At 41.3% G+C, this 26,291-nt stretch carries 26 protein-coding genes; 15 read left to right on the top strand and 11 right to left on the bottom strand.

Annotated elements, in window-relative coordinates; translation table 11 throughout:
• Positions 1-118 precede the first annotated feature (118 nt).
• From ABE099_RS12360 to hisJ, 9 genes are all read left to right on the top strand, one after another.
• Positions 119-1,327: an ATP phosphoribosyltransferase regulatory subunit gene (locus tag ABE099_RS12360; RefSeq protein ID WP_430031074.1), complete on the top strand. Its 1,209-nt coding sequence runs from the start codon at positions 119-121 to the stop codon at positions 1,325-1,327.
• A gap of 125 nt (positions 1,328-1,452) precedes the next feature.
• Positions 1,453-2,082, top strand: a complete 630-nt coding sequence (hisG, locus tag ABE099_RS12355) for an ATP phosphoribosyltransferase (protein WP_430031072.1) — start codon at positions 1,453-1,455, stop codon at positions 2,080-2,082.
• 2 nt (positions 2,083-2,084) lie between these two features.
• Positions 2,085-3,386, top strand: coding sequence for a histidinol dehydrogenase (gene hisD, locus ABE099_RS12350; RefSeq protein WP_430031069.1), 1,302 nt, complete (start codon positions 2,085-2,087; stop codon positions 3,384-3,386).
• Positions 3,387-3,428: 42 nt separating this feature from the next.
• Positions 3,429-4,028 (top strand): imidazoleglycerol-phosphate dehydratase HisB, encoded by a 600-nt coding sequence (gene hisB, locus ABE099_RS12345; protein ID WP_430031067.1) that lies wholly within the window; start codon positions 3,429-3,431, stop codon positions 4,026-4,028.
• A gap of 4 nt (positions 4,029-4,032) precedes the next feature.
• Entirely contained in the window at positions 4,033-4,659 is a 627-nt protein-coding gene (hisH, locus tag ABE099_RS12340; protein WP_430031065.1) for an imidazole glycerol phosphate synthase subunit HisH, read from the top strand.
• Between the two features lie 61 nt (positions 4,660-4,720).
• On the top strand, positions 4,721-5,455 hold the full coding sequence (hisA, locus tag ABE099_RS12335) for a 1-(5-phosphoribosyl)-5-[(5-phosphoribosylamino)methylideneamino]imidazole-4-carboxamide isomerase (protein WP_430031062.1): 735 nt from the start codon (positions 4,721-4,723) through the stop codon (positions 5,453-5,455).
• Positions 5,456-5,524: 69 nt separating this feature from the next.
• The gene (gene hisF / locus ABE099_RS12330; protein WP_430031059.1) at positions 5,525-6,283 is read left to right on the top strand and encodes an imidazole glycerol phosphate synthase subunit HisF; all 759 of its coding nucleotides are present in this window, start codon (positions 5,525-5,527) and stop codon (positions 6,281-6,283) included.
• Positions 6,280-6,984, top strand: a complete 705-nt coding sequence (gene hisIE / locus ABE099_RS12325; RefSeq protein WP_430031057.1) for a bifunctional phosphoribosyl-AMP cyclohydrolase/phosphoribosyl-ATP diphosphatase HisIE — start codon at positions 6,280-6,282, stop codon at positions 6,982-6,984. The genes hisF and hisIE overlap by 4 nt, the downstream gene beginning before the upstream one ends.
• 86 nt (positions 6,985-7,070) lie before the next feature.
• Positions 7,071-7,904 carry a histidinol-phosphatase HisJ gene (gene hisJ / locus ABE099_RS12320; RefSeq protein ID WP_430031054.1) on the top strand — a complete coding sequence of 278 codons (834 nt, stop codon included), beginning with the start codon at positions 7,071-7,073 and terminating at the stop codon, positions 7,902-7,904.
• Between the two features lie 139 nt (positions 7,905-8,043).
• On the opposite strand, the gene ABE099_RS12315 is transcribed toward hisJ, so the two are convergent.
• Positions 8,044-8,262: a hypothetical protein gene (locus ABE099_RS12315; protein ID WP_430031051.1), complete on the bottom strand. Its 219-nt coding sequence runs from the start codon at positions 8,260-8,262 to the stop codon at positions 8,044-8,046.
• Between the two features lie 234 nt (positions 8,263-8,496).
• Here ABE099_RS12315 and ABE099_RS12310 point away from each other — a divergent pair, with 234 nt between their 5' ends.
• Both ABE099_RS12310 and trxB read left to right on the top strand, forming a co-directional pair.
• Entirely contained in the window at positions 8,497-10,227 is a 1,731-nt protein-coding gene (locus ABE099_RS12310) for a tetratricopeptide repeat protein (protein ID WP_430031049.1), read from the top strand.
• Positions 10,228-10,686: 459 nt separating this feature from the next.
• Positions 10,687-11,637, top strand: a complete 951-nt coding sequence (gene trxB, locus ABE099_RS12305; RefSeq protein WP_430031047.1) for a thioredoxin-disulfide reductase — start codon at positions 10,687-10,689, stop codon at positions 11,635-11,637.
• Between the two features lie 13 nt (positions 11,638-11,650).
• Here the strand turns inward: trxB and ABE099_RS12300 are convergent, their stop codons facing one another.
• The 5 genes from ABE099_RS12300 to ABE099_RS12280 form a co-directional block, all read right to left on the bottom strand.
• On the bottom strand, positions 11,651-12,253 hold the full coding sequence (locus ABE099_RS12300) for a response regulator transcription factor (protein WP_430031045.1): 603 nt from the start codon (positions 12,251-12,253) through the stop codon (positions 11,651-11,653).
• A gap of 52 nt (positions 12,254-12,305) precedes the next feature.
• The gene (locus tag ABE099_RS12295) at positions 12,306-13,442 is read right to left on the bottom strand and encodes a sensor histidine kinase (protein WP_430031042.1); all 1,137 of its coding nucleotides are present in this window, start codon (positions 13,440-13,442) and stop codon (positions 12,306-12,308) included.
• A gap of 5 nt (positions 13,443-13,447) precedes the next feature.
• On the bottom strand, positions 13,448-14,191 hold the full coding sequence (locus ABE099_RS12290; protein WP_430031040.1) for an ABC transporter permease: 744 nt from the start codon (positions 14,189-14,191) through the stop codon (positions 13,448-13,450).
• A complete protein-coding gene (locus ABE099_RS12285; protein WP_430031038.1) occupies positions 14,191-15,099 on the bottom strand; it encodes an ABC transporter ATP-binding protein in 909 nt (302 codons plus the stop codon). The genes ABE099_RS12290 and ABE099_RS12285 overlap by 1 nt, the downstream gene beginning before the upstream one ends.
• 173 nt (positions 15,100-15,272) lie before the next feature.
• Positions 15,273-16,055 (bottom strand): MBL fold metallo-hydrolase, encoded by a 783-nt coding sequence (locus ABE099_RS12280; protein WP_430031036.1) that lies wholly within the window; start codon positions 16,053-16,055, stop codon positions 15,273-15,275.
• 159 nt (positions 16,056-16,214) lie between these two features.
• Between ABE099_RS12280 and ABE099_RS12275 the strand changes: the two genes are divergently transcribed.
• Complete coding sequence (locus ABE099_RS12275) at positions 16,215-16,637, top strand: Lrp/AsnC family transcriptional regulator (RefSeq protein WP_430031033.1); 423 nt, start codon at positions 16,215-16,217, stop codon at positions 16,635-16,637.
• Positions 16,638-16,639: 2 nt separating this feature from the next.
• Here ABE099_RS12275 and ABE099_RS12270 read toward each other — a convergent pair whose 3' ends face one another.
• From ABE099_RS12270 to ABE099_RS12250, 5 genes are all read right to left on the bottom strand, one after another.
• Positions 16,640-17,380 (bottom strand): ABC transporter permease, encoded by a 741-nt coding sequence (locus ABE099_RS12270; protein WP_430031031.1) that lies wholly within the window; start codon positions 17,378-17,380, stop codon positions 16,640-16,642.
• A 1-nt stretch (position 17,381) separates the two neighbouring features.
• A complete protein-coding gene (locus ABE099_RS12265) occupies positions 17,382-18,095 on the bottom strand; it encodes an ABC transporter permease (RefSeq protein ID WP_430031028.1) in 714 nt (237 codons plus the stop codon).
• 1 nt (position 18,096) lies between these two features.
• Positions 18,097-19,008: an ATP-binding cassette domain-containing protein gene (locus ABE099_RS12260; protein WP_430031026.1), complete on the bottom strand. Its 912-nt coding sequence runs from the start codon at positions 19,006-19,008 to the stop codon at positions 18,097-18,099.
• A 70-nt stretch (positions 19,009-19,078) separates the two neighbouring features.
• Positions 19,079-20,491 carry an ATP-binding protein gene (locus tag ABE099_RS12255; RefSeq protein WP_430031024.1) on the bottom strand — a complete coding sequence of 471 codons (1,413 nt, stop codon included), beginning with the start codon at positions 20,489-20,491 and terminating at the stop codon, positions 19,079-19,081.
• Positions 20,488-21,165: a response regulator transcription factor gene (locus ABE099_RS12250; protein WP_430031021.1), complete on the bottom strand. Its 678-nt coding sequence runs from the start codon at positions 21,163-21,165 to the stop codon at positions 20,488-20,490. The genes ABE099_RS12255 and ABE099_RS12250 overlap by 4 nt, the downstream gene beginning before the upstream one ends.
• A gap of 200 nt (positions 21,166-21,365) precedes the next feature.
• Between ABE099_RS12250 and ABE099_RS12245 the strand changes: the two genes are divergently transcribed.
• The 3 genes from ABE099_RS12245 (at position 21,366) to ABE099_RS12235 (ending at position 26,147) form a co-directional block, all read left to right on the top strand.
• Positions 21,366-22,694 carry a DUF438 domain-containing protein gene (locus tag ABE099_RS12245; protein ID WP_430031019.1) on the top strand — a complete coding sequence of 443 codons (1,329 nt, stop codon included), beginning with the start codon at positions 21,366-21,368 and terminating at the stop codon, positions 22,692-22,694.
• Positions 22,695-22,918: 224 nt separating this feature from the next.
• Entirely contained in the window at positions 22,919-23,581 is a 663-nt protein-coding gene (locus ABE099_RS12240) for a ComEA family DNA-binding protein (RefSeq protein ID WP_430031017.1), read from the top strand.
• A 562-nt stretch (positions 23,582-24,143) separates the two neighbouring features.
• Positions 24,144-26,147: a flavocytochrome c gene (locus ABE099_RS12235; RefSeq protein ID WP_430031015.1), complete on the top strand. Its 2,004-nt coding sequence runs from the start codon at positions 24,144-24,146 to the stop codon at positions 26,145-26,147.
• Positions 26,148-26,291: the final 144 nt, after the last annotated feature.

Below are 26,291 nucleotides of genomic sequence, written 5' to 3'. Positions count from 1 at the left end.
TAGTATGGTAGTACTTTAATATAATAAAGAAATTATAATAAAAATCTTACCCAGAAGGTATTAACTATTTATTGATGAAATTTATTTAATGAAAATATGAATGGATGAGGTGAGCTTGTTGTCTAAGCCTAAGGGATTTGAAAAACCAATTGGTGTACGTGATTATTTGCCCTATGCGGTAGATAAATTACGTGCCATAGAGAGCAAAATGTTAGCTTGCATGGCTAGCTGGGGATACCGTCAAATTATGACCCCAACAATGGAATATTACGAAACTGTAGGGACAGCAAGCTCAACCTCTGATCATAAATTGTTTAAGCTTTTAAATAACAGAGGGACGCAGATGGTGCTTAGATCGGATATGACCGCACCCATTGCTAGAGTGGTTTCATCACTACTCAAGGATGAGCCACTCCCTCTTCGTTTATGTTACCATGCCAACGTATTTAGAACGATTGAAGAGGAAGCGGGAAGAGAAGCTGAGTTTTTCCAGACGGGCGTAGAGCTAGTTGGTGATGATTCTGCGGAAGCGGATGCAGAGGTCATTGCACTGGCGATCTCTTCACTCCAAGCCGCAGGCGTCTCTCAGTTTAAAATTGCACTTGGTCACGTTGGTTTTTTGGACGGAATATTACAAGAAACATTACCAGCCACAGAAGAGGCGCGTGAAGGACTAAAGGGTAAGCTACTAGAGCGTGACTATGTTGGATATAAGGAGCTATTAGGCACGTTATCCTTGGCAGAAGGGCAGAGAAGAGAGCTAGAGGGCCTATTGCGCTTACGAGGTGGCAAAGAAATCTGTACGCAAGCCAAGCAATTAAGTCAGCATCCTCTGTCGATGGGTGCGATGGAGCATTTAATAAAAATATGGGATGTGCTTGAGGATTACGGTGTTGCCCAGCATGTTGTTATAGATTTAACGATGATAGGCGATTTTACGTATTATACTGGAATGACCTTTGAAGGTTATGCATCAGAGCTTGGATCACCGGTGTGTAACGGGGGACGGTACGATAATTTGCTTCAGCAGTTAGGACGTCCTGCACCTGCAACAGGGTTTTCGATTAAAACAAACCGCATTTTAGATGGTGTACATGGGCTTGAGGTAGCGTATGAGGCTCCGATTCTCATTACTTATGTTGCTGCTCGTCGTAAAGAGGCTTTTGATCGTGCCAATGCTTTAAGAGAAGAAGGGCGCAAAGTGATTACTAGCGAATCTAGTACAGGAATGGGAGTAAGGGCTGATATGAAGCAGACTACCGAGCAGTTGTTAAGCAACCAAGATCAAAAACAGCCGTTGTACAGTGAAATTATTGTCTTTGATTAACTTAAATTGATTAACTCAATGTAAGGTAGAAATTTTAACGTTTAGCTAAAATGGTGTAGATATATATTTAGTATTTAATGTTTAGTTGTTCAGTGATCTATGTGTATAGTGAGGGGGAGCGAAGCTTGAGCCAAATTATTAAGGTTGCGATGCCAAAAGGACGAATTTATAAAAAGGCTTCTGAACTGTTTCGAATTGCGGGAATAAACATCCCAAAGGATGTAGATGAATCACGTAAGCTTGTTATTCCTTTACCTGATCTGGGCATGGAATTTATTATGGCGAAGCCTGTAGATGTGCCTACGTATGTAGAATATGGAGTTGCTGATATTGGTGTTGTGGGAAAAGATGTTTTGCTAGAGGAAAAGCGAGACGTTTATGAGCTATTAGATCTGGGGATTGCGAGATGTCGGATGTCCGTCATTGGTTTGCCAGATTGGAAGCCAGGCATTCAGCAGCGTGTGGCTACAAAGTATCCTAATGTTGCTTCGCAATATTTTCGTGAGCAAGGGAAGCAGGTTGAGGTCATTAAGTTAAATGGATCGATAGAGCTTGCTCCTCTTATTGGTTTGGCAGATCGGATCGTGGATATGGTAGAAACAGGACAAACGTTACGCGAAAATGGCTTAGTTGAGATGGAAAGTATATTTGAGATTACGAGTCGTCTCATTGCTAATAGAGTAAGTTATCGGATGAAAAATAGTGAAATCCAAGCGGTATGTGATGCACTTAGCAAAGTGATCGAGGGGGAATAAGGATGCGAATTGTAGCGGCAGAGGAATTTAAGCTTCAGCGTGATGTGGACTATGGCACACCAGAGCAAAATGCAGTTGTAAAGCAAATTGTAGCAGCGGTGAAAGCAGAAGGTGATCAAGCATTACTACAATACAGTAAGGAGTTTGATGGTGTAGCACTCGAAGCCTCCCAATTGCGAGTAACAGAGCAGGAGCTTACAGACGCATATGCGAAGGTAGAGCCTGCATTTGTGCAAGCAATTGTAAGTGCCGCTAACAACATTCGTGCCTTTCATAGTAGACAAAAGCGGGAATCTTGGATGGATGTACAGCAGGATGGTACGATTCTCGGACAAATTATCCACCCGTTACAGCGTGTTGGAGTATATGTCCCTGGGGGTAAAGCATCATATCCTTCTTCGGTACTTATGAATGTGATCCCTGCTCAGGTGGCAGGGGTGGAGGAGATTGTTTTAGTGACACCGCCCGCTACAGGTGGAAAGGAAGGCATAGACCCATACATTTTAGTAGCTGCTGCAGAAGCAGGGGTAAAGGAAATTTATCGTGTGGGTGGCGCACAAGCGATTGCCGCACTTGCTTATGGTACAGATACGATTAAGCAGGTCGATAAAATTTGTGGACCGGGAAATATATATGTGGCACTTGCAAAACGTGAGGTCTATGGTGCAGTAGACATTGACAGCATCGCTGGACCGAGTGAAATTGCAGTGCTAGCAGATGAACATGCTGATCCTGTCTATGTGGCGGCAGACCTGTTATCGCAAGCAGAGCATGATGAGATGGCATGTGCAATCCTAGTGACACCTTCAGCCTCCTTTGCCACAGCTTGTCAGCACGAGGTGGAGCGCCAGCTAGCCGAGCTACCTCGTCAGGAAATTGCAAGAGCGTCCATTCGAGACTATGGTGTCATTATCGTGGTGGATACAATTGAGGTAGGAATTGATGTTATCAACAGCATCGCTCCAGAGCATTTTGAATTGATGGTAGAGGAGCCAATGCAATACGTCGGTAAGGTTGTAAATGCAGGTGCAATTTTTGTAGGCGCTTATAGCTCTGAGCCTGTGGGGGATTATTTTGCAGGACCTAACCATATTATTCCGACAAATGGAACGGCTCGCTTTTCATCCCCAGTCGATGTGGACGATTTTATTAAGAAATCAAGTTTGATTTATTATAGTAAGGAAGCGTTACTTAGAGACGGAGACACCATTATCGAGCTAGCACGACGCGAAGGATTAGAAGGACATGCTAGAGCGATTGAGGTTCGGTTAGCGAAGGAAGGCAAAGCACGTCAGGAAGAGTAATGAATCCCTAAAACATAAGGCTGAGAGGAATAGGTGATTATAATGAGTAATTCACAGGGACGTAGCAGTGAAGTAAGTCGCCAAACGAATGAAACGAACATTAAGTTGTCCTTTGACATAGATGGAACGGGTAAAACGAACATTGAAACCGATGTGCCATTTTTAAATCATATGTTGGATTTATTTACGAAGCATGGCCAATTTAATTTGAATGTGAAGGCTCAAGGGGATATTGAAATTGATGATCATCATACGGTGGAGGATATCGGCATTTGCTTAGGGCAAGTATTTCGTGAAGCTTTAGGTGATAAAAAGGGGATTAAGCGTTATGCGAGTGTCTTTATCCCGATGGATGAAGCTTTGGCCCAAGTGGTTGTAGATATTAGCAATCGTCCTCACTTTGAGTATCGAGCGGAGTATCCCTCTAGTCGTGTAGGAAGCTTTGACGTAGAGCTTGTACATGAGTTTTTATGGAAGCTTGCACTTGAGGCAAGAATTACGCTACATGTCATTGTGCATTATGGCAAAAATACACATCATATGGTGGAGGCTGTCTTTAAGGCGCTAGGGCGTGCGTTAGATGAGGCAACAAGCATTGATCCGCGTGTAACCGGTGTTCCTTCAACGAAAGGAGTGCTGTAGTATCGTGAAAGTGGCAATTGTTGACTACGGAATGGGGAATTTGCATAGTGTGGGCAAGGCGGTGGAGCGTCTAGGACATCAAATTATTGTGACCGCTAGCCAAGCAGAGATTGAGGCGGCAGATGGTGTTATTTTGCCTGGGGTTGGTGCTTTTGGAGATGCGATGAAGCAATTGTCGCAGACAGGACTAGATAAAGTGCTACAGGATGTCGCTAAACGTGGTCAACCGTTACTAGGTATCTGCCTTGGGATGCAGTTATTGTTTGATGAAAGTGTAGAACATGGCAACTATCAAGGGCTTGGGATTTTACCAGGCAAGGTGGTGCGGTTTGTAGAAGGAGAGCTTAAAATTCCCCATATGGGCTGGAATAAGCTACAGTTTAAGGCGGAAAATGACGCTTTGCTAGCAGGATTAGAGGAAGGTTATGTTTATTTTGTCCACTCGTATCATGTACTGCCTACAGATCGTGCTGATTTGTTAGCCGTTACAGACTATGGTCATGAGGTGACCGCAATTGTGGGACGTGGCAATGTGTATGGGATGCAGTTTCACCCTGAGAAGAGCAGTGAGCTAGGTATGGCTTTGCTTGAAAGCTTTTTAAGTAATGTTGTTGCTAAGAAGCAAGCTTGAGTGGGAATGTAACTGTCAGCTAAGAAAATAATTTGAATTGAAGTATAAGGGGGCCAGTGAGATGTCATTTATTATATATCCTGCAATTGATATTCGTGGTGGCAAGTGTGTCAGGCTAGTGCAAGGGGATTACAATCAGGAGACGGTGTACAACGAAAATCCAGTCGAGGTCGCAAAGGCTTGGGAACAGCAAGGGGGAAGCTATATTCACCTTGTGGATCTGGATGGGGCGAAGGCAGGTTATCCAGTCAATGACGAGTTAATTGGTCAAATTGCGCGTGCAGTTGGTGTCCCGGTACAGGTTGGCGGAGGAATTCGAGATTTGGAATCGGTGAAAAGGTTGTTGTCCTTAGGTGTGAGCCGAGTCATTATCGGAACGGCCGCCATTGAGGATGAAGCATTTACATCCGCAGTGCTACAGCAATATGGTGATCAGGTTGCGATTGGTATCGATGCAAGGGACGGATATGTTGCGACGAGAGGTTGGTTGAACACATCTTCGATCCAAGCAGTGGAACTTGCTCAGCAATTAGCGGCAAAGGGAGCGGAAACGTTTATTTTCACCGATATTTCTAGAGATGGGATGATGCAGGGTCCAAATGTAGAAGCTATCGTGAATTTAGCGAAGGTATCTGGTAAAACGGTCATTGCTTCTGGTGGAGTAACCGTACAGGATGATTTGTTGGCATTGGCACGTTATAAGGATCAAGGTGTAGGTGGGGCGATTGTAGGTAAAGCCCTTTATACAGGTAATATTTCATTAGAAAAAGCGATTGCGGAGATACAGAAGGCGTAGTAAATTTTTGGCGATGTAGTAGGAAAGATAGAGTAACAATCTCGTGTTCAAAGAAAGGGGTGAAGCACGGTGTTGGCTAAACGAATAATTCCATGTCTTGATGTTAAGGATGGACGTGTTGTTAAAGGAGTAAACTTCGTCAATTTACGTGATGCAGGTGATCCAGTAGAGCTGGCGGCATTGTATGATCAAGAGGGGGCAGACGAGCTAGTATTCCTTGATATATCTGCTTCAAATGAAGGACGTGCCACGATGGTGGAGGTCGTTCGGCAAACGGCTGGCGAAATCTCCATTCCTTTTACAGTGGGTGGGGGGATTTCTAAGGTAGAGGATATGAAAACCATTTTGCGTGCGGGTGCAGATAAGATCGGAATTAATACCGCGGCAGTACTGGATCCTAAGCTAATTTCTGAAGGAGCCTCTTATTTTGGTTCCCAGTGTATCGTAGTTGCAGTCGATGCTAAGTACAATGGGGATTGGGAAGAATGGGAGGTCTATACACATGGTGGACGCAAGCCAACAGGCATTAGGGCTTTACAATGGGTAAAAGATGTGGCAAGCCTAGGTGCGGGTGAAATTTTGTTAACAAGCATGGATGCGGATGGGACTAAAAATGGGTTTGATATTGCTTTAACAAAAGCGGTGAGTAGCGCTGTTTCTATTCCTGTTATTGCTTCGGGTGGAGCGGGGAAAAGCGAAGACTTTTATGAGGTATTTACTGCGGGGCAAGCAGATGCAGCGTTAGCCGCAAGTATTTTCCATTATAAAGAGCTAGCAATTGAAGAAGTGAAGCATCAGCTTCGACTTAAAGGGGTGGAGATTCGATGAGTATGCCAATTTCGTCACTTAAGGATATCATTAAATGGGATGATAAAGGGTTATGCCCAGCCATTGTACAGGATTATCATACTAAAGAGGTGCTTACGCTTGCTTATGTGAATGAGGAGTCTTTTTTGAAAAGCTTAGAGACAAAGGAAACATGGTTTTGGAGCCGTTCACGTGCGGAGTTGTGGCATAAGGGTGCAACCTCAGGTAATACGCAACAAATTGTAGGCTTTCGTTATGATTGTGATGCGGATGCAATTTTGTTTGAAGTTATATGTGCAGGGCCTGCGTGTCATACAGGAGAGACAAGCTGTTTTCATAACATTGTTATGGCGCACGAGGGGCAACAGGGAGTTGCTGATGGCGCTTCGGCTCAGAATGTATCGGGGGTACAAGGTGCAGATGCACGTTTTGCTGTGTTGGCGGAGCTAGAGCAGTTAATTGAGGAGCGATTCAAAACTCGCCCAGAAGGTGCATACACTACCTATTTATTTGAAAAGGGATTAGACAAAATTCTTAAAAAAGTAGGCGAAGAAACAGCAGAGTCCATTATTGCAGCCAAAAATAATGATAATGCAGAGCTTCGTTATGAGGTGAGTGACCTTATCTATCATTTACTTGTATTGTTGCGCCAGCAAGGACTTGAATTGGACGAAATTATGCAGGAATTACAGCTGCGACATGAGCGACCACGTAAGGATTAATGATAAGTTATAGCGTGCGTGTACCACGATAGAGTGAACGATAAATTTATAAAAATCTCAATTTGTTGGGAAGGGAGGTTTCTTAAATGCTAATTGACTATCATACACACCATGCGCGTTGTGGTCATGCAGAGGGAACGCTAGAGCAATATGTGCAGCAAGGGATTGCAAAAGGGATCACACAGCTTGGTTTATCCGATCATATGCCACTCATACACGTCAACCCGGCTACGTATTACCCTGAAATGGCGATGCCAATGGAGGAGCTTCCCTACTATGTAGAGGAAGTGTTACAGCTTAAACACAAATACCGTGAGCAAATTGACATTCGTTTAGGGCTTGAAGGCGACTATATTGAAGGGTATGAGGAAGAGATTGCCCGTATCATTGAAGACTATCCTTGGGATTATGTGATTGGTTCTGTTCATTTTTTAGGTGAATGGGATATTTCTGATTTTCGTCAGGTGCATAACTGGGAAGGCAAAGATGTATTAAGTCAATATAGACGTTATTATGAGGCGGTAAGCAAGGCGGCTAAAACAGGCTTTTATGATATTATGGGTCATTTGGATGTGATTAAACGGTTTGAGTATGTGCCAACCTCAGAGCAGACTGAGGAATGGATGCAGCTTGAACAGATGGCGCTTGAAGCTATTGCGGATGCTGGTGTAGCGATTGAGCTTAATGCCTCAGGTCTAACTAAACCATGTAAGGAAATGTTTCCAAGTCGACGTATTTTAGAGCAGGCGCATCAATTACAAATTGCTATGACGGTAGGATCAGACGCGCACCAGCCTGTAAATGTGTTCCAAAATATCGATATTGCACTAAGGCTACTTTCTGAGTTAGGCGTAAATGAGCTAGCCACCTTTCAGAACCGCAAGCGAGATATGATTCTACTGCAATTAGCTGAGGCTTAAAGTAAAAGGATTTGGAAAGAAGAAGTTTGAAAGTTTGAAAGTAACAAGTTAGAAAGAGCAGATGGAGGTATTGCCTAAGTATGAGAATTTGGACTTTCCCTCCATCCACCCTAGCTGTCTTTAATTACAGATTACTATTCTAGTTATCTTTTTTCATAGTAGGGTCATATGTAGTTTTTGATGAATTTCCCACCGTTTTCTCTTCTATATACAAGTCCAACGCTTTAATCCCTCTCGTAGCTAGTTTTACAAATAAAACAAATGTGATGATGCCCAATACTAAGATTAAAGTCCAGATGAGCAAAGGTAACATTGCAATAAAAGTGTGCATCATTGTAGGTGATTGTCCAATTTCCAAATTATTTACTACTCCTTTTTAATTAAGATTACTAGCAGGAAATGATTACATAATCTATCCACTAATATACTTCATCAGTTATAGTCTATTATTTTACATAATTCCCATCTTGATTTTAACCTATTTTTTCTCTTTTATACAGGGAATACTAGCGAATTCTACTCTTTTCCTCATGGGAGGATGTACATGACTATGGTATACTGTTGAATGTGAGAAAAAGGAGGTGCTTTGCACTTGGACAATGAGAAACAGCCAGCTACAGCTGTCAAAAACAACGTCTTGCCTTTGACAATGGATGCAGGCTTTTTCTTTGAGAGAGCACTCTCTTCATTAGATCGGTATCGTTATGACAAGGCATTAAAATATTTTGGCAAAGCCGTTGAATATGAACCTAAAAATCCAGTGAACCATTGTAACATGGCAGGGATTTTATCTGAGATGGGAGATTATGCGGCGTCTAATGCTGCGTTGTTGCATGTTCTTGAAGAGATAGACCCAGAAATGACAGAATGCTATTTTTATATTGCTAACAATTATGCCAATATGGAGTTATTTGAGGACGCAGAGGAAGCCCTTGTGCATTACTTAGAAAAGGACACAAATGGCCAATTTCTAGAAGAAGCAAAGGACATGATGGAATTGCTGCAATATGAGCTAAATCGTCCGACTAAGCTAAGCCAGATTAAGTCACGAGAAGGTGTCTATGAGCATGAAAAGGCTCGGAAATGGTTGGAGACAGGACACTTTTCACAGGCGATTAACCTATTAGAGGATATTACACAAAAACAGCCTGATTTTTTAGCTGCACTTAATAATTTAGCATTAGCTTATTATTACCGAGGTGATTTTGAAGCTGCACATGCAGCCATTGCTAGTGTTCTTGATCAAGATGATGGCAATTTACATGCTTTATGTAATCTAGCTATTTTTTATCAGCATCAAGGTGAAACCCTTCCTCTTCTTTCTTTAATCGAAAACCTAAGTAAAATTGTTCCATTTCATCAAGAGCATGTGTTCAAATTAGCAACAACGATGGGGATTTTAGGTCAGCATGAGATCGCATATGGACATTTTAGAAGATTAATTAGAACAATCGAGCATGGACATGATCCAAATTTAATTCATTATGCTGCCGCCGCCGCATGTAATACAGGCAGATATGAGGTTGCTAAAAAGCTTTGGTTACAAATTGAAAAGCTAGACCCTGCGCATGATACGGCGCAGTTTTATTTGAGCCAGCTAGAAGTGGCTGAGCATGGACAAGGGTTACCGATCGTTAGCTATCATTATCAGCTTCCATTTGAGGAGCAATTTAAGGATTGGGAATCAGTAAATGAATGGTTGCCTTCACAGGTTGATCAGAATCCGCTGTTGCGCTCGTCTCTATTTTGGGCACTTCGCCATAGTGATCGTCCTACTAAAATTGGAGTCGTTCAATTACTAGGCAAGATAGGTGATGAGGAAGTGAAACTTGCACTTCAGGAGCTATTGCTTGATCCTAATGAAGATATGTACGTGAAGGACTTAGTGCTGTTTACGTTGCGAAGCATGGGTGTAAATAAAATCGTTCCTTTTCATGATGGAAATACGATAGAAATGGTAAGTACCGCAGTTGTTAAAACAACCTTGCCTATATGGAAAAAGGAGTGGCAAGGTGTGCTTGATATTGCCTTTGAACAGTTGGCAAATCGAGGTGATTTAGAGCAACAGCATGACGTGGAGACGTTATGGGTGCAATTTCTGACATTGCAGTACCCTAATATCCCAACAATCCAGTCTATACAAGGATGGGCGGCAGCCCTTGATTATCTCATCAGCAAGGTACATCAGCTAGATTCCTCTTATCAATTGATTTCTACTCGTTATGGAGTTTCTGCTTCAACAGTACGGCGGTATGTAGAACGAATAGACACAGTGTGCCAAGTGAAGCAAAAAATTGCTGAGCAGATGTTTGTCGTTAGATAGGATGGATTTTCACTGTAATAATAACAGGATAAGAATTGGCATAATTAAAGCGATATGATTGATAGAATTAATATAAATGGCGTTCAAACAAAATAGAGTTTGGCGCCTATTTTATATTCAAATGGAGAGTGGGAGTAATACTATATTATAAGTACCCCAATGGCGATGAGGTTTACAATATTGTGGCCGCTTATATTTGCACCGACTATGAAGGTGATCTTCAAGGTGATAATAATGAAGTATCCGAGTTAGCTTTCTTCGACTTTACTAATCTCCCTCTCCCAAATGAGCTATCACCACCGGAAAGACCGATTATCTCCAAATTTTTGGAATATTTGAGCTACCATAACAACCTTAACCGTAATTAGTTATATGGTAATGTGTAATGATGAATGATGCCTCCTGATCTTGTCCATAATGATGATGATCTTATTGTTGGATAAGGAGGAAATTAAATTTATGTATAAATCAGTCATTATTGGTACGGGACCAGCTGGCTTAACCGCGGCGATATATTTAGCACGTGCGAGCTTGAACCCACTTGTCATTGAAGGAGAACAGCCTGGGGGTCAACTTACTACCACAACAGAAATCGAAAATTTTCCAGGCTTCCCTGAAGGAATTCAAGGTCCTGAATTAATGGATGCGATGCGTAAGCAAGCAGAACGCTTTGGTGCAAAGTTTCAAACGGGGCGGGCAACCGCAATAGATCTATCATCAGGTGCACCATTTACAATTACGTTAGAAAACGGTGAGCAATTAAGTGCGGAGACGGTCTTGATCTCCACCGGAGCGTCTGCCAAATATTTAGGTATTCCAGGTGAGCAGGACAATATTGGACGTGGAGTGAGCACTTGTGCCACTTGTGATGGCTTTTTTTTCCGAGGTAAAAAAATAATTGTGGTCGGCGGTGGAGATTCTGCGATGGAGGAAGCAGGTTTCTTGACACGTTTTGCGACTGAAGTCACGGTTGTACACCGTAGAGAGGAATTGCGTGCTTCAAAAATTATGCAGGAGCGGGTGCAGCAAAATGAAAAGGTGAAGTGGGCATTAGGTTATACTCCTCTTGCTGTGGAATCATCCCCTGAAGGGGTTGTGAAGGGATTAAAGGTGCGTGGCTTGGATGGATCAGAGAAGCTAATTGAAGCGGATGGCGTATTTGTGGCTATTGGTCATACTCCGAATACTAGTTTTCTAGCACAGCAGGTCAAGCTGGATGAGCATGGATATATAGTGGTGAAGCCAGGTACATCGTTAACAAGTGTAGCGGGCGTATTTGCTTGTGGGGATGTCCAGGATAAAAAATACCGTCAGGCAATTACCGCAGCAGGCTCAGGCTGTATGGCCGCGATGGATTGCGAAAAGTACTTAGAAGGCGATATGGTGCATGACTGGGGTGGCTTGTTATAAAATCTAATTTGCATTAGATCCACCCGTTTTCTTTAGCGATACGTACCGCTTCAATGCGGCTTTTCACCTCAAGCTTGCTTAAAATTTCAGATATATAATTTCTGACCGTACCATGGGTTAAGTGTAAAGTGGCTGCAATATCATTCGCGCTATCTCCATTGGCTACTAGCCGCAAAATATCTCGTTCTCGTTCTGATAACGGATTAGCTACACGAGTGGAACCAAAAATTAAGGCGGGGGAAACCTCTCGATGTCCTTGCATCACGCGACGGATCGCTTCCGCTAAGGTGTCACTTGACTCGTCTTTAAGTAAGTAGCCACGTACATCTGCTGCCACAGCACGTTCAAAATAACCAGGTCTAGCAAACGTAGTTAAAATGATGACTCGACAGGAGGTGCCTAATGCGTGGAGCTGCTCCGCAATATCTAAGCCGCTTCGCTTAGGCATTTCGATGTCGATCAGACAAATATCAGGCTGGAGCCTGCTTATAAGCTGGAAGGCTTCCTCTCCATCTTCGGCTTGACCGATCACCGTTAAATCATCCTCTAAATCAAGTAATGAAGCAAGTGCCCCACGCAACATGCGTTGGTCCTCGGCAATAACTATAGAAATCATCATTTACCCTCCTATACGTAATCGAGTCCTAGGTATTACCTAAGTGCATGTGCTAGTCATGCTTTTTAACAGCAAGTGGTACTGCAATTTTTAATGTACTACCACCATCGGGATTTGATGTCAGCTCGAGATTACCTTCAATGAGGGCTAAGCGTTCTTTGATCCCATTTAACCCATTACCACCTTGCTGTAACTGTAGTAGTTGTTGGTTAGCAATCCCTTGCCCATTATCCTTAATAGTCATATTGATCACACTTGATGAAATCATAAAGGAAATATGACAAGCTGTTGCATGGCTATGCTTGACGATATTTGTGATGGCTTCTCTTATACACATGCTGAGTATATTTTGGATTAGCGCGGGTACCTCTGCTGTTGCCCTGCCGCCTACCTCTAAACTGATATTTGCAGCTTCTAAAATATGCTTAGACTCTGCAAGCACCTCTTCAATCGTAATCGTACGCATATCGGATACAAGCTCTCTCACTTGACTTAGTGCAGCTCTTGAGGTTTGTTCGATTTCCTTTGCCTCTGTAATAGCAAGAGTTGGATCACGAGGAATCAGTTTACTGACAAGCTGACTCTTCAGTGTAATTAACGTCAATGTGTGACCTAACGTATCATGAAGATCTCTTGCAATGCGCATACGCTCTTCTTGTTGGATCAGCATTTTTATTTGCTCGTTGGCTTCTACGAGTTGCTTTTTTAGCTCCTTTTTTTGTCTTCCAGAACGTGTTCCAAATGGGGTAATGATCATAACCATTAAAAAAGGAATGGAAAATAAAAGACCTTCCAATTGTAAGCCTTGAAAAAATCCAATTGCAATTGGTATCATTTCGGTGACCGCTAAAGCAACAATCGCTCTTTTAAATTTTTTGTTTTCTGTGTAATAGCCTATTGAATATGCCGTAAAAAATCCCATGTACAAATAAAACGGATTGATCCACAAAGAGAATAGCAAAATGATAGCAAGCTGTGTAGCGATCCAATAATCATATTTTTTCTCAGAAACCCAATATAAACGCTGGTAGGAAAATAGGAAAATGGCAATTAGTAATAAGCCAGCGTATAGCTTTAAGCCACTTTCCCGAAGTGTATAGGTTAAAGGAATCAGCAAATAGATGGGCCAAATATAAGGGAAAATTCCATATTCTTTAGGAAACAGGTTATAAAGACGACCAGCCTTCAAAGGGATTACACCACCCGTTGTTTTTTTCTTACATATACGGATAATATCATAAATAAGACGAAGTAACCGACAAGAATATATACATTTTTCCACGCAAAGGCTTCACCGTGTACAATCCCCCATGCGCCATTACCAAAGCTAAACGAGGGCATCCATTTACCGATTTTCTGCAAAAAGTCTGGTAGAACGTTAATTGGCATCCACATGCCACCACTTATCGCTAGTAACATATATACTACATTACTCACACCACTAGCTGTATCCACCTTTTTCATTGTCCCTATTAATGTACCAAGTGCTAGGAAGGGGAGGGAGGCGATCATAATCCAGCCTGCACAAGCCAGCCACTGAAATGCACTCAAGGTAACTCCATTAATCAAGTAACCTGCGATAAAAATGCATATAATTGAAAATAAATGAATGACTGTTTGCCCAATCATTTTGCTCATAAAATAAATGGAGGCCGGAAGTGGCGTAACGGAAATATAAGTCGTCCAGCCTTGAGTTCGCTCCTGTACAAGTCTAATTCCTAGTGTCATAATTGCGGAGCCCATTACACTAAAGGTGGTCATAGACATTAAGTAATGTCCTTGCCATAGCTTCGCATCATCTACTCCTGTGCTGATCACTCTCGTAAATAAAAAGTAAAACATAATGGGCATCATTAGGGACCAGAAAATGTAATACTTATTGCGGAATAAACGTAGTATTTCAGCACGACATTGTGATAGTAACATCTGAGTTCTCATTATTGTTCACCTCTTGGTTCAATTGTAAGCTGCTCAAAGGCTTCATCTAGCCGACCTTCACTAATTTGAATATCATAAACAGGTAATGCGTGCTCAAAAATACGTCGTAAAATATCGTCGGAATGTTCGGTTGGAATTACAATTCTCCCTTGCTGTTCATGATAACCATCATCTGAAAACAGTGTTTCTAGCTGTGCATACAGCTCATTGTTATTGATTTGTGGTAAAAAGGATACTGTCCGCTGCATTAGCTTAGCTTTTAGGTTAGCTGGGGTATCATCTGCGACAATTTTTCCTTGATTAAATAATAAGATTCGGTCTGCGGCATCATCGGCCTCTTGTAGATAATGTGTACTGAAAATGATCGTTTTCCCTTGAGAAGCAAGCTTTCTTGTATCTTCCCAAAATTGTCTTCTCGCTGTTGTATCTAAGCCAACGGTAGGCTCATCAAAAAATAAAATATCGGGATTGCCTGCAAGTGCAAGGGCAAAGTTTAGACTACGTTTTTGTCCGCCAGATAGTTTATCTGTAAAACGGTTCAGGTCGGTTTGAGAAAAGCGAGTTAACTTAATTAATTGTTCCATGCTAAGGGGATTCGGGTAATAGCTTCTTACAAGTGTCAGTAATTCATGGATACGTAAAGAGTCCATCACACTCACTTCTTGTAGCATTACACCTATTTTCTCTCGCACAAGGGGGGAAGAAGGGGTGTGGCCCAAAATGTTCACCTTCCCAGAGGTTGGTTCCATTAAGCCAAGCATCATAGATAAGGTGGTTGTTTTGCCTGCTCCATTGGGGCCAAGGATCGCTGTGATCGAACCTTGGGGAATTTGAAAACTGATGTTGTCTACCGCTTGTTTATCTTTGAATTTTTTACTGACCTGCGTCAGCTCAATTACATGATTCATCACGTGTTCCTCCGTTACGTTTATTGGTGATGAGTTCATTGTAAAATAGCTTGCAGATCAGTATTAGTGGAAGATGTCATGATATTGTAATGACAACTGTCATATGCATACGGTGCTTGAGCGTGGAGCTATGTTGCTGGTAGGGCTTGTAGTTTGATGATAGAGCTTGTAGTTTAATGAAAGCTGATTTTTTCGCCATCCTCTGGAATAATGACTTGATTTGTTAAGTTGTGCTCATCTACATATTTGCGAAGCTGCTCCCGAGTCACTAGACAATGATTGATGGCATCCATGTGCACAGCAACAATTTTGCTGTCAGGCGCCTGCTCACATAATTTAGTAATATCTCGTTCATCCATCGTAATTGGATCACCTGTTACGAATCTGGCCCCACCTGCATTGGCAATAATGAGTGTAGGCTTATATTTATCGAGTGCCATAGCTACATCCTCACACCAAATGGAGTCCCCAGTAACATATAAAGTGGGTTCATCCTCTGCGGTGAGCACTACACCGGATACTGTGCCCATCCGTTCTCCGATCTCGCCCGTACCATGCCTGCCCCCTGTACGATATATTTGTAAGCCAAAAAATGAGATAGGTTTATCTAAAGCGGCTATATCATCCCTGTCAGGGAATGCTGTAACGTGCAAAAAACCAGCATCCATAATGACTTGTTTATTTTCAGGCTGACATAATATAGGTGTAGATTTAGGTAATGCATTTGCTGCTACAGTATCCCAATGATCTAAATGAACATGAGTGATAATAACAAGATCAGGATTTGACCACTTATCCATCGAAGCTGGTAATGGGATTAGTGGATTTCTTTTATCATTAGGTGTATTGGGGAAAGGGGGGAATTGCTCCTTATCCGCAAACATGGGATCGATTAATAGTGTCTTTTCGCCATACTTAAGCCATAATGAGGCATGTCGTATTAATTGTATGTCCATCGTAATCTCTCCTTTTCTTGCCCAGCATTTTGCATTTGGTATAGTTGTTATTATAGATAGAATAAAAAAAGATAAACATAATCTAATGAAAGAATGTACTTATTATAATTTACATGATGAAAGCATGTTAAAACACCATAGAATTGGAGAATTTCAAAAATGAGTAAAATAGATCAGGTGGATAAACATATTATGGATTTATTGATTGAGGATTCAAGACTTACTTATAAGGAGATTGGAAATAAAGTTCATCTTACTGGACAAGCGGTTGGCTCTAGGGTGAGGAAATTGGAGGATTTAGGCATCATTCAAGGTTATACATTACGCTACAATCATCACAAAATAGGGGATCACGTTCATGCCATGGTTACCGTATTCTTGAATTTGGCGACAAGTCATCATACTTTTATTCAGTTTGTGCACCAGCATCCGGAGATTGTAGAGGTGCATCGGATAAGTGGAGAGGGATGTTATTGGATGAATGTATACACTGCTTCTAATGATAAGCTTAATGCTATTTTGGAGGAACTATTAAAGTGGGGTAATTATAGAGTGAACTTATCATTAGAGCAGGTAAAGTGAATTTAAATCTCCTTCTTACAGAAGTGCAGTAGACCTACAGTTAAAAAGAGTAGAAAGCTACCTAATACAGTAATCATTAGATTTTGCAGTGGCAAGTTAAAAGCGCCAAAAGTATATGTCTCGTTGCCCACTTTTGGCATCATAGCTAATAAAGGCTGAGCCCAAGGATAAAAAGGCCCAATTTTCCCTGAATTTACGATCAGCAAATTAGGAATGGTGAAGGCTACATTAATTGCTAACGGTGCAGCAAAGCTAGACCAGCTTAATGAAACGCCTAATTGTAGTGCAACAAGGGGCAGACAAGCCACCCAACCGCCAATGAAGCTACGGAGTAATGTTGCCCAAGGGATAGGCTGATCAATACCATGGATCAGGCCTGCACCAAGGATGGCTAGCAAGGCTAGAAGCTGGCAAAACGCAAGTAGTGCCATAACAATTACAAATTTAGTAAAATAAACTTGCGCTCTGGCGACAGGTAAAGTGAGGAGTTGCTTCCACCCACCCCCAGTATGCTCATAGCGGCAAATAAACGCAGGTAACAGTCCTGACACTACGGGTAACATAAATACAGCATGTAGGATGATGCTTTGCAGCATAAGGTTCTCCCAGGGAAAAGAGGCTGTGTTAGCTACGGTGAGTGCAATTAGAAACACAAACATGGGGCTGATTAGCATAAGTAGCCAAATGTGAGAGCGCGACATTTTAAGACGTTCGGAGGCACATATATTTAAAAAAGTTGTCATATTAGGCAATGTCCTTTCGGTTAAAATGTTGGCGGCTTATAAATAGCACGATTAAAGCGGTGACTATACCTGCAATAATAAAAGGTAACTTTTGCTCACTATTCAAGCTTAAGGAAGGCCAATTTAAAATAAACCATTCTGGTAATTGACCTGCACCTATAGACACAAGGGATACAGTCACCCCAAGAGTCACAGGAATCGCTTGATTTTGATAAATAACCGATAACCAAAGCTGTAAAGCGAGTAGTGGCAAGGCGCTTAAATAAGGAAACAGACCTAAAATCGCAATCTGTCCAACAGGGATTGCTGTACCGAAACCAAGTACGAGACCTAAAATTAGGCTACCAATCGATAACGTAAAACAAGAAAGCAATAGGAGTAGTGTACATAACAGAAATTTGGACAAATACACACGTTTTCTGGAGATCGGTAACGCCAGTAATTGCTTCCAAGCACTTGTCTGATGCTCTACATTAGAAACAAGTGAGGATACTAGTGTACAGCCAAGGAATAGGGAGATCGGAACAAAGGCACTAATATCTCCTAATAACGACTGCCATAAACGTCCCTGATTATGATGGGTCAAATAGTTGTAGCGAAGGCCCCAGTTCAATGCCATCATCAATACGACTCCAAGGGGGGCTCCAATCACAAGCAACCAGATGCCCTTTTTTGATATTTTTAAAAAGTCAGCTTTTAGCGATCTGAGTAACATATTAGAGGTTCTCCTTTCCGACTAAGTCCATAAAGATATCCTCTAGCGACTGACGTGCTTGCTCCACTCTGTAAATTAGATGACGATGCTCAACAAGATGCGTGACAAGTCTTGCCACTTGTTCATCCTGTATATGTGAGAAGGAGAGTACATTATTTTGAAGTGTGCCCATGAAGCCTAAATCACGTGCTAACCATAACGCATCTTCTGAGTCTGACACTACAAATTTCATTTCACTGATGGATTGCTTTTTCAGCTCCTCCAACGTATCTTGGAACACCATTTTCCCTTTTGAAATAATACCGACCACATTCGCCATTTGCTCTACTTCGCTAAGTAAATGACTAGAAATTAAAATCGTGATGCCATATTTTTTAGGTAACTCTTTAATTAACTCACGTATTTCATGAATGCCCATTGGATCAAGCCCATTTGTTGGCTCATCAAGAATCAGTAGCTTTGGTTGTCCAAGTAAGGAAGCTGCAATGCCTAGACGTTGCTTCATCCCTAATGAAAAACCTTTAACGGGGCGGTTAGCCTCTTTAGTTAAGCCAACAATCGAAAGCACTTCATCAATTCTTGATTTAGGCACATCTAGGATAAGCCGAATCGCTTCTAAGTTTTGAGTGGCAGTTAGATGACCATAATAGGAAGGGTACTCCACTAAGGAGCCGGTATTTCTTAAAATTTCTAGTTTGTGCTTGGCTAAGTTTTTGCCCAAAACTTCAATATTACCTTTACTAGGTTTAATCAGCCCTAATAACATCCGAATTGTGGTTGTTTTGCCAGCACCATTTGGACCTAAGAAGCCATAAATATCTCCTTGCTGCATCGATAGATTTAAATGATCGACGACATTGGTTTTGCCGTAGGTTTTTGTTAGATTCGTTGTTTGAATAATTGAATTTGACATTGAATATCATCACCTCTATGTATCATCCTACAGACCGTAGTTTAAATACATAGAGGTGAGTTGTTTAAATTTAGTTTAAAAGTTGAGTTTGGGGGGAGATGTATACCGTGGTTCCATGTGGAGTAGAATCTACTTCGCGAGTTAGATCCATTTCCTTTAACAGCATATCAACAATGAGCAAGCCAAGCCCAGAGCCTTGTGAGGTCGTGTGCGCCTCTATGCCTGGCCCATGATCTTGTATGCAGAGGGTTGGAATGCCTTTTCGATCTATAACTGATATTCCAATATATTTGCCGCTGCTCGCATAACGCATTACATTTTGGAACAGATTGTCCAAGACACGACGGAAGCCAAGCTCGTCAATTTTCCATTTTAAAGGAGTATTAGGTAAATCAATATGGACCTCGATATTTTTAGCTTCCCATACAGGATACCATGCGGCAGCACTTTGCCGAACAAAACGAATGACATCCACCTCGTGTAGATCGATTTTGTATTTTCCACTTGATAATAAATTGTAGGAGAGAAGATTTTCGATTAACCCGTCTAAATCATTAATTTTACTCTCCATAAGTGCTAAGGACTGTTTCCCTGAGGGGGAAAGTGATTCTTTTGATAATGTGAACAGATGACCACCAAGTACAGTGAGTGGTGTGCGTAAATCATGAGAGAGGTTGCTTATGATCTTTTTACGTAGGGCTTCCTCCTCACGTTCACGCTGTTGGCTAGCTTCAAGCTCTTCAATCATATGGTTAAAGGATTTCTCTAGTCTTCCAATCTCATCTGGGCTTCCTTCAACTATGGGAGCTGGGAGCTGGTTATCTGCCGTTGGTTTCATCGCTTCCTCTAATCGCAGCAGTCTCTTCTGAATTTTCCTGAAAAATAAAAAAGAGACCACAATAAACGCAAAGATTGTAGCTAATAAGCTAAGCAGGTATAAAATTGAGGAGAAAATCTCATTGTAATTATCATCTACAATAAGCATGCTGCGTGGCAGCATAAATACGATAAAGCCCTGATTAGCTCGTGTATATTCGTTGCTATTTCCAATAAAAGAGATAATAGTATAGGGATCAGCATTCACATGTTTTTTCATAAATTCAATCGCTTGCTCTGCCGACCATGTATCAGGTAACTTTGGATTAACAGGTAGCTGTAGCTGTGTTTTGCCTCTAGCATCTACCCAGAAGAGGCTTGCCTTGCTGTATTTTTGCTTGAGCCTACGTAATGTATCGTTGATTGTCTCTGGAGAAGCCTGGTCTAGCTGTTTAGCTTGTTTGTGCCACATATTTTCTAAATGGATGGAATCACCATAATATTCGTTACTTGTAGTAGGAGATTGTTGCATAAAGCTTTTTATCAAGTTCGTAGCTACAAGTGAAATGGGTAATCCAATTGGGACTAAAATAATAGCGGTTAAAATAATTAAGGTATATTTGGATAAAAGTGAATTTTTGTATTTATGAAAATTTATTCCCTTCATGGCTTCACCCGATAGCCGATACCACGAATTGTTTCAATGATAACTGGATTGGCTGGGTCACGCTCTAGCTTTTCGCGTAAATGTCGGATATGAACCATTAACGTTTTATCCCCGTCAATATAAGGCTCCCCCCACACGCCTTCATAGATTTGTTCCTTGGTTAGAATTTGCCCTAAATGCCGAAGCAGAAATTTAAAAATATAAAATTGCTTGCCAGTGAGAACAATTTCTTCGCCTGTATCGTTATTAATAATAATATTTTCCTGATCACTAATTGTGAGGTGCTTCACTTGTAGCTGCTGGCTAGAAGGTGTGCCACTTCGCCGGAGCAATACTTCAATTCTGGCAGACAATTCATCGGGATGAAACGGCTTTGTTAAATAGTCGTCAGCAAATTGTAGTCCTTGGAGCTTATCATCAATCGATGTTCTTGCAGATAACATTAGGATCGGTAATGCAGGAAAACTTTTTTTCAAACGTTGTCCTAATGTGAAGCCATCTAAGCCAGGCAACATCACATCTAAAATAACAAGCTTACTTTGCTCTGCAAAGGTAAGGGCTTGTTCACCATCCTTTAGCCAAATGACATGATAACCTCGTTCCTTCAAATCCGCAGATACAAGTTGTCCAATTTCTATATCGTCTTCTATATATAAAAGTGTTATGGATTCCATTGTGGCTGAGCCTCCTTGTGTTTTTATTTTATATGAGTGTTTCTTATAAATCCATCATAGCCCTTGATGACATTTATTATTGTCATTTTAGAGACTGCAAATCAAATCCCTTTTTATTTGTGATTATAATCACTAGTGTAATATGAAGGCTATGTTAAGTTTTATTGAGAATAGTTATCACTAACGGAGGTGCACAAATAATGAGCGAATTAATTAATAATCGTGAACATCATATACCAGAGCAAACCAGACGTCAGGAATTACTAAAGGAAATTATTAAAGAGCTCCATCAAGGTAAAAGTGTAGAGGAAGTTAAGGCTAGATTTGAAGAAGCTGTAGGTGATGTCACTGTCGCTGAAATTTCCCAATTAGAGCATGCATTAATGGAGGAGGAAGGTATTCCAGTCTCTGAGGTGCAACGGTTATGCTCAGTGCACACTGCTATTTTCAAAGGTTCAATTGAAGAGATTCATGCTCCTCATTCTGGTCAACCAGAAGATCAGCCAGGACATCCTGTGCATACGTTTAAATTGGAAAACCGTGAGATTGAACGCTTGCTAAACTTTACAATTTCACTTCATGTCGATAAATTTATGAAAAATGATGATGAAGAGATTATTTTCAAGCTAGTTGAAGATTTAAATCTGTTATTAGATGTAGATAAGCACTATAGTAGAAAAGAGAACTTGCTATTCCCTTATTTAGAGAAGTATGGCATCTATGGTCCTACGAAGGTAATGTGGGGCGTAGATGATGGAATTCGTGCCATGATTAAGGAAATCAAAGCTAACCTTATGAATTACAATGGTGATAAAGATACCATGAAGATGGACTTGGATCGGATGATCAAAGAAGTAAACGAAATGATCTACAAGGAAGAAAATATTTTGATGCCGATGGCATTGCAGAAGCTGACTGAAGATGAATGGGTGAAAATTGCCGAAGAGTCAGATGAAATCGGATTTTGCTTAACTGCACCAACTGAAAAATGGATTCCCGCTCGTGCGCCATCACCTGAAACGGTGTATGCTAATGCAGCTACAGTTGAAACTAAGGCTGAGGGTAAAAATGAAATAAAAGATGGTGCTAGAGAGGGAGCGGAGGCAGGAGAAGCTTCTGCTACACCACAAGGCTTTGTTAAATTTGACACAGGTGTGTTATCTGTAGGACAACTCGAAGCAATTATGAATGTGCTCCCTGTTGATTTAACCTTTATCGATGAAAATGACGTAGTGCGCTACTTCTCCCATGGTGAGCGTATTTTTGCAAGAACGAAAGCTGTGATTGGACGTACAGTACAAAACTGCCACCCACCGCAAAGTGTGCATATCGTGAATGAGCTATTAGCAGACTTTAAAGCAGGTAAAAAGGATATCGAGGATTTCTGGATTCCGTTTAAAGATAAATTTGTGTTTATTCGTTACTTTGCTGTTCGTGATGAGGATGGCCGTTATATGGGTACACTTGAATTTACCCAAAACGTTGCGCCAATTCGTGCGTTAGAGGGGCAGAAGCGGATTATGTCTTAACAAATTGTTTGATCGCTCCGTAGTTAAGGCTGGGACATAACTCAATTAAAGATTGTTACACCCGAACTTTTGTGGAATTCAGAAGGTTCGGGTTTTTCTTTAGCTGAAAACCTTTTTTCCCAAACGCATTCTTATATGTTCTTCCTGATGAAAGTAATATAATGGAATTGTGTAATACATAAGAGTGTAGAATTATTAACTGAGATTAAAAGGAGAATTTAGAAATGGAGTTAGAGCGTAAAAGTAAGGCTTGGGGGTTGCTACAATCTTGGTGGATTGTGCTTTCATTTATTCCTTTACTACCGTGGTTACCTTTCCTTTATATTGCGGCTAGGACAAAGAAGAATTCATGGGCTGTTTGGAGTCTTGTGTATGCGATTCCGAATTTCATCTTTTTCTTTACAGACTATCCCCATGAAAGTTCCGCGTATGACATGGTTTTGGCAGCCTCTATGATGAGTACTGTAGTTGCTATTATTCATAGTTTTGTAATTCGTAAAGAATACTTAAATCGACTGGAATATAAGTCTGAATATGGGACTGAAGTGAGAACAGAACGAGAAATAACATCAGGAGAAACAGCATCATTAAGTTCATCGAGGGAAATACCTAATTTTAGAGAGGTACCTAACGCTGCTATCCCATTGCAAAATCATCAACATGGTAACAAAGATAAAGATGGACGAAACAGTAACGTACCACTGAATATTAATTTAGCTAGCGAAGAAGAACTTGCTGATCTTCCAGGGATCGGAATTCTCTTATCTAAAAAGGCAATTTATCATCGCCAAAGAAATGGTCAGTATACTACGTTAGGGGAGTTTTTTGAATTACTACAATTAAAGGACTATGAGATCCATCGGCTAGTCCCATTACTGACAGTATAACTAAAATTCGGGTTCAATCTTGGAATTAGTGCTTGGCTGCTAACGCAAACTAGCGAAGAGACTGAGAGATTCTGAAGGTTGTCTCTTAAAATCAATTTCTATCCATAAATTTACTTCAATAAAACGGGCTTAACTTAGAAATTAGTGGTTGAGAGGAAGCAAAAATAGCGAAGGGGTAGAGGGATGGTGGAGAAGTGAACACGTCCGCCTTTACAGCCTGTTTTTCAACCGATAAAAATCTAATTAAAGAAAATCAGGCTGTAACAGGGGTCGAAGCCACCCTCTGCACCGTAGCTGCTTCCCTCGGTAGTTAGCAACCACTAATTTTTGTTTTAAGCTATTAAGAAGGAATATGATTTTAACAACAATCGCAAGAACTCTCTGGATCGTAGCATCAGCCTCTAGTCGAATCCAAGTACTAATTATTAAATGGAGCCAAATTTTTTAGACTGAATCCAATCTCTCTGAATAAAATGGAAATAACGGATATGGAAAGCGTATTCGTTATTTTTTTCTTATTAATTGTGAAAATAATCACTTAATACAGAGGGGGGCAAATACTATGAGGAAAGTAAGGTGGAAGGCGGTAAAGGTCAGTTGTTTAGCAGTGCTATCATTTATTCTGATTTTAGGACTAATTGGGTGTAACAAGGATGAGAATGATTGTAATGGAACAAATAAAACTGAAAATGAGGAAGCCCAGCTTTTTAAACCTGGTACTTACAATGGGGAAGCGGAGGGCCTCCATAGTAAGATTAAGGTGGAAGTCACGGTGGATGCTAATTCAATCCAGTCAATTAAGGTGTTAGAGCAAAATGATACTAAAGGGATTAGTGATCCCGTATTCACCACCATTCCTGAAAAAATTGTTCAAGGTCAGACGTTAAAGGTGGATGCGGTAACAGGTGCCTCTATATCGAGTCAAGGCTTACTTGATGCTATTTCTGCTGCGTTAGCTAAAGCAGGGGCAGATGTGAATGAGCTTAAAAATAAAGAGCCAATTCAAGCTAATGCGGCTAAGGAGGACGTCACCAAGGAAACAGAGGTTGTTATCATAGGTGGTGGCGGTGCAGGCTTAGCGGCTGCGGTATCTGCTGGTGAACAAGGAGCGAAAGTCATTTTAATTGAGAAGGCACCTGCGCTAGGTGGGAATACAATCCGATCTGGTGGTGCATTAAATGCCTATGACCCTGTTCGCCAACCTAAAAAAGAGATGAACCAAGCCCTGATCAATGAATTGAAGGATATTTTAACCTATAAGGAAGACCAGTTTGGCGAATATGGAAATACATTAAAAGTGTTAAAGTCTCAAATAAAAAACTATTTAAGTAAAGAAGACACTTCTAAGCTATTCGACTCCCCTGAGCTTCATATGATTCATACTTATATTGGAGGGAAGCGAACAGGGTTAGATGGCAAGGAGATATCGGGTAAGTTTGAGTTGGTACAAACGCTAGTCCAAAATGGTTATGGCACAATTCAGTGGCTGGAGGGCAATGGGGTAGGTTTTGGAGATGGGATTGGCACAGTGCTTGGGGCATTATGGCCTAGAACACATCATAGTACACAACCTTTAGCTACAGGTTATATTAATAGTCTAGAAAAAGCAGCAACGAAGCTAGGAGCAGAAATCATACTAAACACGAAAGCAACAAAGCTAATTATGGAAAATGGGAAAGTAGTGGGTGTAACCGCCGAGCAATCAGATGGTACATCAGTTACATTAAAGGCAACAAAGGGTGTTGTTATGGCGACAGGGGGTTTCGGTGCGAATCCAGAAATGGTTGTGAAATACAACAATTATTGGCCTGACCTTGATCCTAATATCAAAACAACGAATACCGCGAATGCAACTGGAGACGGGATTGTCATGGGGGAACAAGTTGGAGCTAATTTGTGGGGAATGGGCTTTATTCAGCTTATGCCAAGCGGTGAACCTGAAACAGGTGCATTATCTGGTGGGGTGTGGGGAAGTGCAGAAACGCAGATTTTTGTAAATAAGGAAGGTAAGCGATATGTAAACGAGTATGCTGAACGGGACGTTTTGGCAGCCGCGGCACTTAAGCAAAAGGATAAAACCTTCTATATTATTAGTGATATGACAGCGCTAGGCAATCCCAAGATGAGCGACAAAACAAACTGGGGCGAAACTTACCAGAGCCTAATAGATCGTAAAAGTATTTTTAAAGGGGATACTTTGGAGGATCTAGCTCAGCAAATCGGAGTGCCAGTAGAAACCTTTGTGAAGGAGATGGCCAAATACAATACGTATGTTGAAAAACAAAATGACCCTGAGTTTGGTAAAAAGAACTTTGGTGCAAAGCTAGAAAAGGCACCTTTCTTTGCCACTCCAAGAACTCCTTCGGTTCACCACACGATGGGTGGACTTGAAATTAATGAAAAGGCGCAGGTGCTGGATGCAAAGGGAACCCCAATACCTGGCTTTTACGCAGCAGGAGAGGTTGCTGGGGGGCTTCATGCTGGTAACCGATTAGGTGGTAATGCAATCACAGATATTTTTACGTTTGGACGGATTGCAGGGGCTAGTGCGGCTGGAGCGAAATAACGATTAATATTTTTTATAATCCCCTGTACTCTAAAATAAAATGGAGCAAACAGGGGATTGTTATTTATTATCATTTTAATTTCTTGTAGAAGAAATACTCTGTCAGATTGACGTGCTCATGCTCTAATCTACCAAACTCAGTGT

The organism is Paenibacillus turicensis (assembly GCF_050461185.1).
Lineage (GTDB): Bacteria > Bacillota > Bacilli > Paenibacillales > Paenibacillaceae > Fontibacillus > Fontibacillus turicensis_A.
This window is presented reverse-complemented; position numbering and strand designations above follow the sequence as displayed.

Excerpts from the sequence above, each read along its gene's own strand:
- ABE099_RS12280 (WP_430031036.1), bottom strand. The coding sequence starts at position 16,055 with ATGGACATACAATTAATACGACATGCCTCATTATGGCTTAAGTATGGC.
- ABE099_RS12255 (WP_430031024.1), bottom strand. The coding sequence starts at position 20,491 with ATGAAGGGAATAAATTTTCATAAATACAAAAATTCACTTTTATCCAAA.
- ABE099_RS12235 (WP_430031015.1), top strand. The coding sequence starts at position 24,144 with ATGAGGAAAGTAAGGTGGAAGGCGGTAAAGGTCAGTTGTTTAGCAGTG.
- ABE099_RS12275 (WP_430031033.1), top strand. The coding sequence starts at position 16,215 with ATGAGTAAAATAGATCAGGTGGATAAACATATTATGGATTTATTGATT.
- ABE099_RS12240 (WP_430031017.1), top strand. The coding sequence starts at position 22,919 with ATGGAGTTAGAGCGTAAAAGTAAGGCTTGGGGGTTGCTACAATCTTGG.
- ABE099_RS12265 (WP_430031028.1), bottom strand. The coding sequence starts at position 18,095 with ATGTTACTCAGATCGCTAAAAGCTGACTTTTTAAAAATATCAAAAAAG.
- ABE099_RS12270 (WP_430031031.1), bottom strand. The coding sequence starts at position 17,380 with ATGACAACTTTTTTAAATATATGTGCCTCCGAACGTCTTAAAATGTCG.
- ABE099_RS12250 (WP_430031021.1), bottom strand. The coding sequence starts at position 21,165 with ATGGAATCCATAACACTTTTATATATAGAAGACGATATAGAAATTGGA.
- ABE099_RS12245 (WP_430031019.1), top strand. The coding sequence starts at position 21,366 with ATGAGCGAATTAATTAATAATCGTGAACATCATATACCAGAGCAAACC.
- hisIE (WP_430031057.1), top strand. The coding sequence starts at position 6,280 with ATGAGTATGCCAATTTCGTCACTTAAGGATATCATTAAATGGGATGAT.
- hisB (WP_430031067.1), top strand. The coding sequence starts at position 3,429 with ATGAGTAATTCACAGGGACGTAGCAGTGAAGTAAGTCGCCAAACGAAT.
- trxB (WP_430031047.1), top strand. The coding sequence starts at position 10,687 with ATGTATAAATCAGTCATTATTGGTACGGGACCAGCTGGCTTAACCGCG.
- hisJ (WP_430031054.1), top strand. The coding sequence starts at position 7,071 with ATGCTAATTGACTATCATACACACCATGCGCGTTGTGGTCATGCAGAG.
- hisA (WP_430031062.1), top strand. The coding sequence starts at position 4,721 with ATGTCATTTATTATATATCCTGCAATTGATATTCGTGGTGGCAAGTGT.
- ABE099_RS12290 (WP_430031040.1), bottom strand. The coding sequence starts at position 14,191 with ATGAGAACTCAGATGTTACTATCACAATGTCGTGCTGAAATACTACGT.
- ABE099_RS12285 (WP_430031038.1), bottom strand. The coding sequence starts at position 15,099 with ATGAATCATGTAATTGAGCTGACGCAGGTCAGTAAAAAATTCAAAGAT.
- hisD (WP_430031069.1), top strand. The coding sequence starts at position 2,085 with ATGCGAATTGTAGCGGCAGAGGAATTTAAGCTTCAGCGTGATGTGGAC.
- ABE099_RS12300 (WP_430031045.1), bottom strand. The coding sequence starts at position 12,253 with ATGATTTCTATAGTTATTGCCGAGGACCAACGCATGTTGCGTGGGGCA.
- ABE099_RS12260 (WP_430031026.1), bottom strand. The coding sequence starts at position 19,008 with ATGTCAAATTCAATTATTCAAACAACGAATCTAACAAAAACCTACGGC.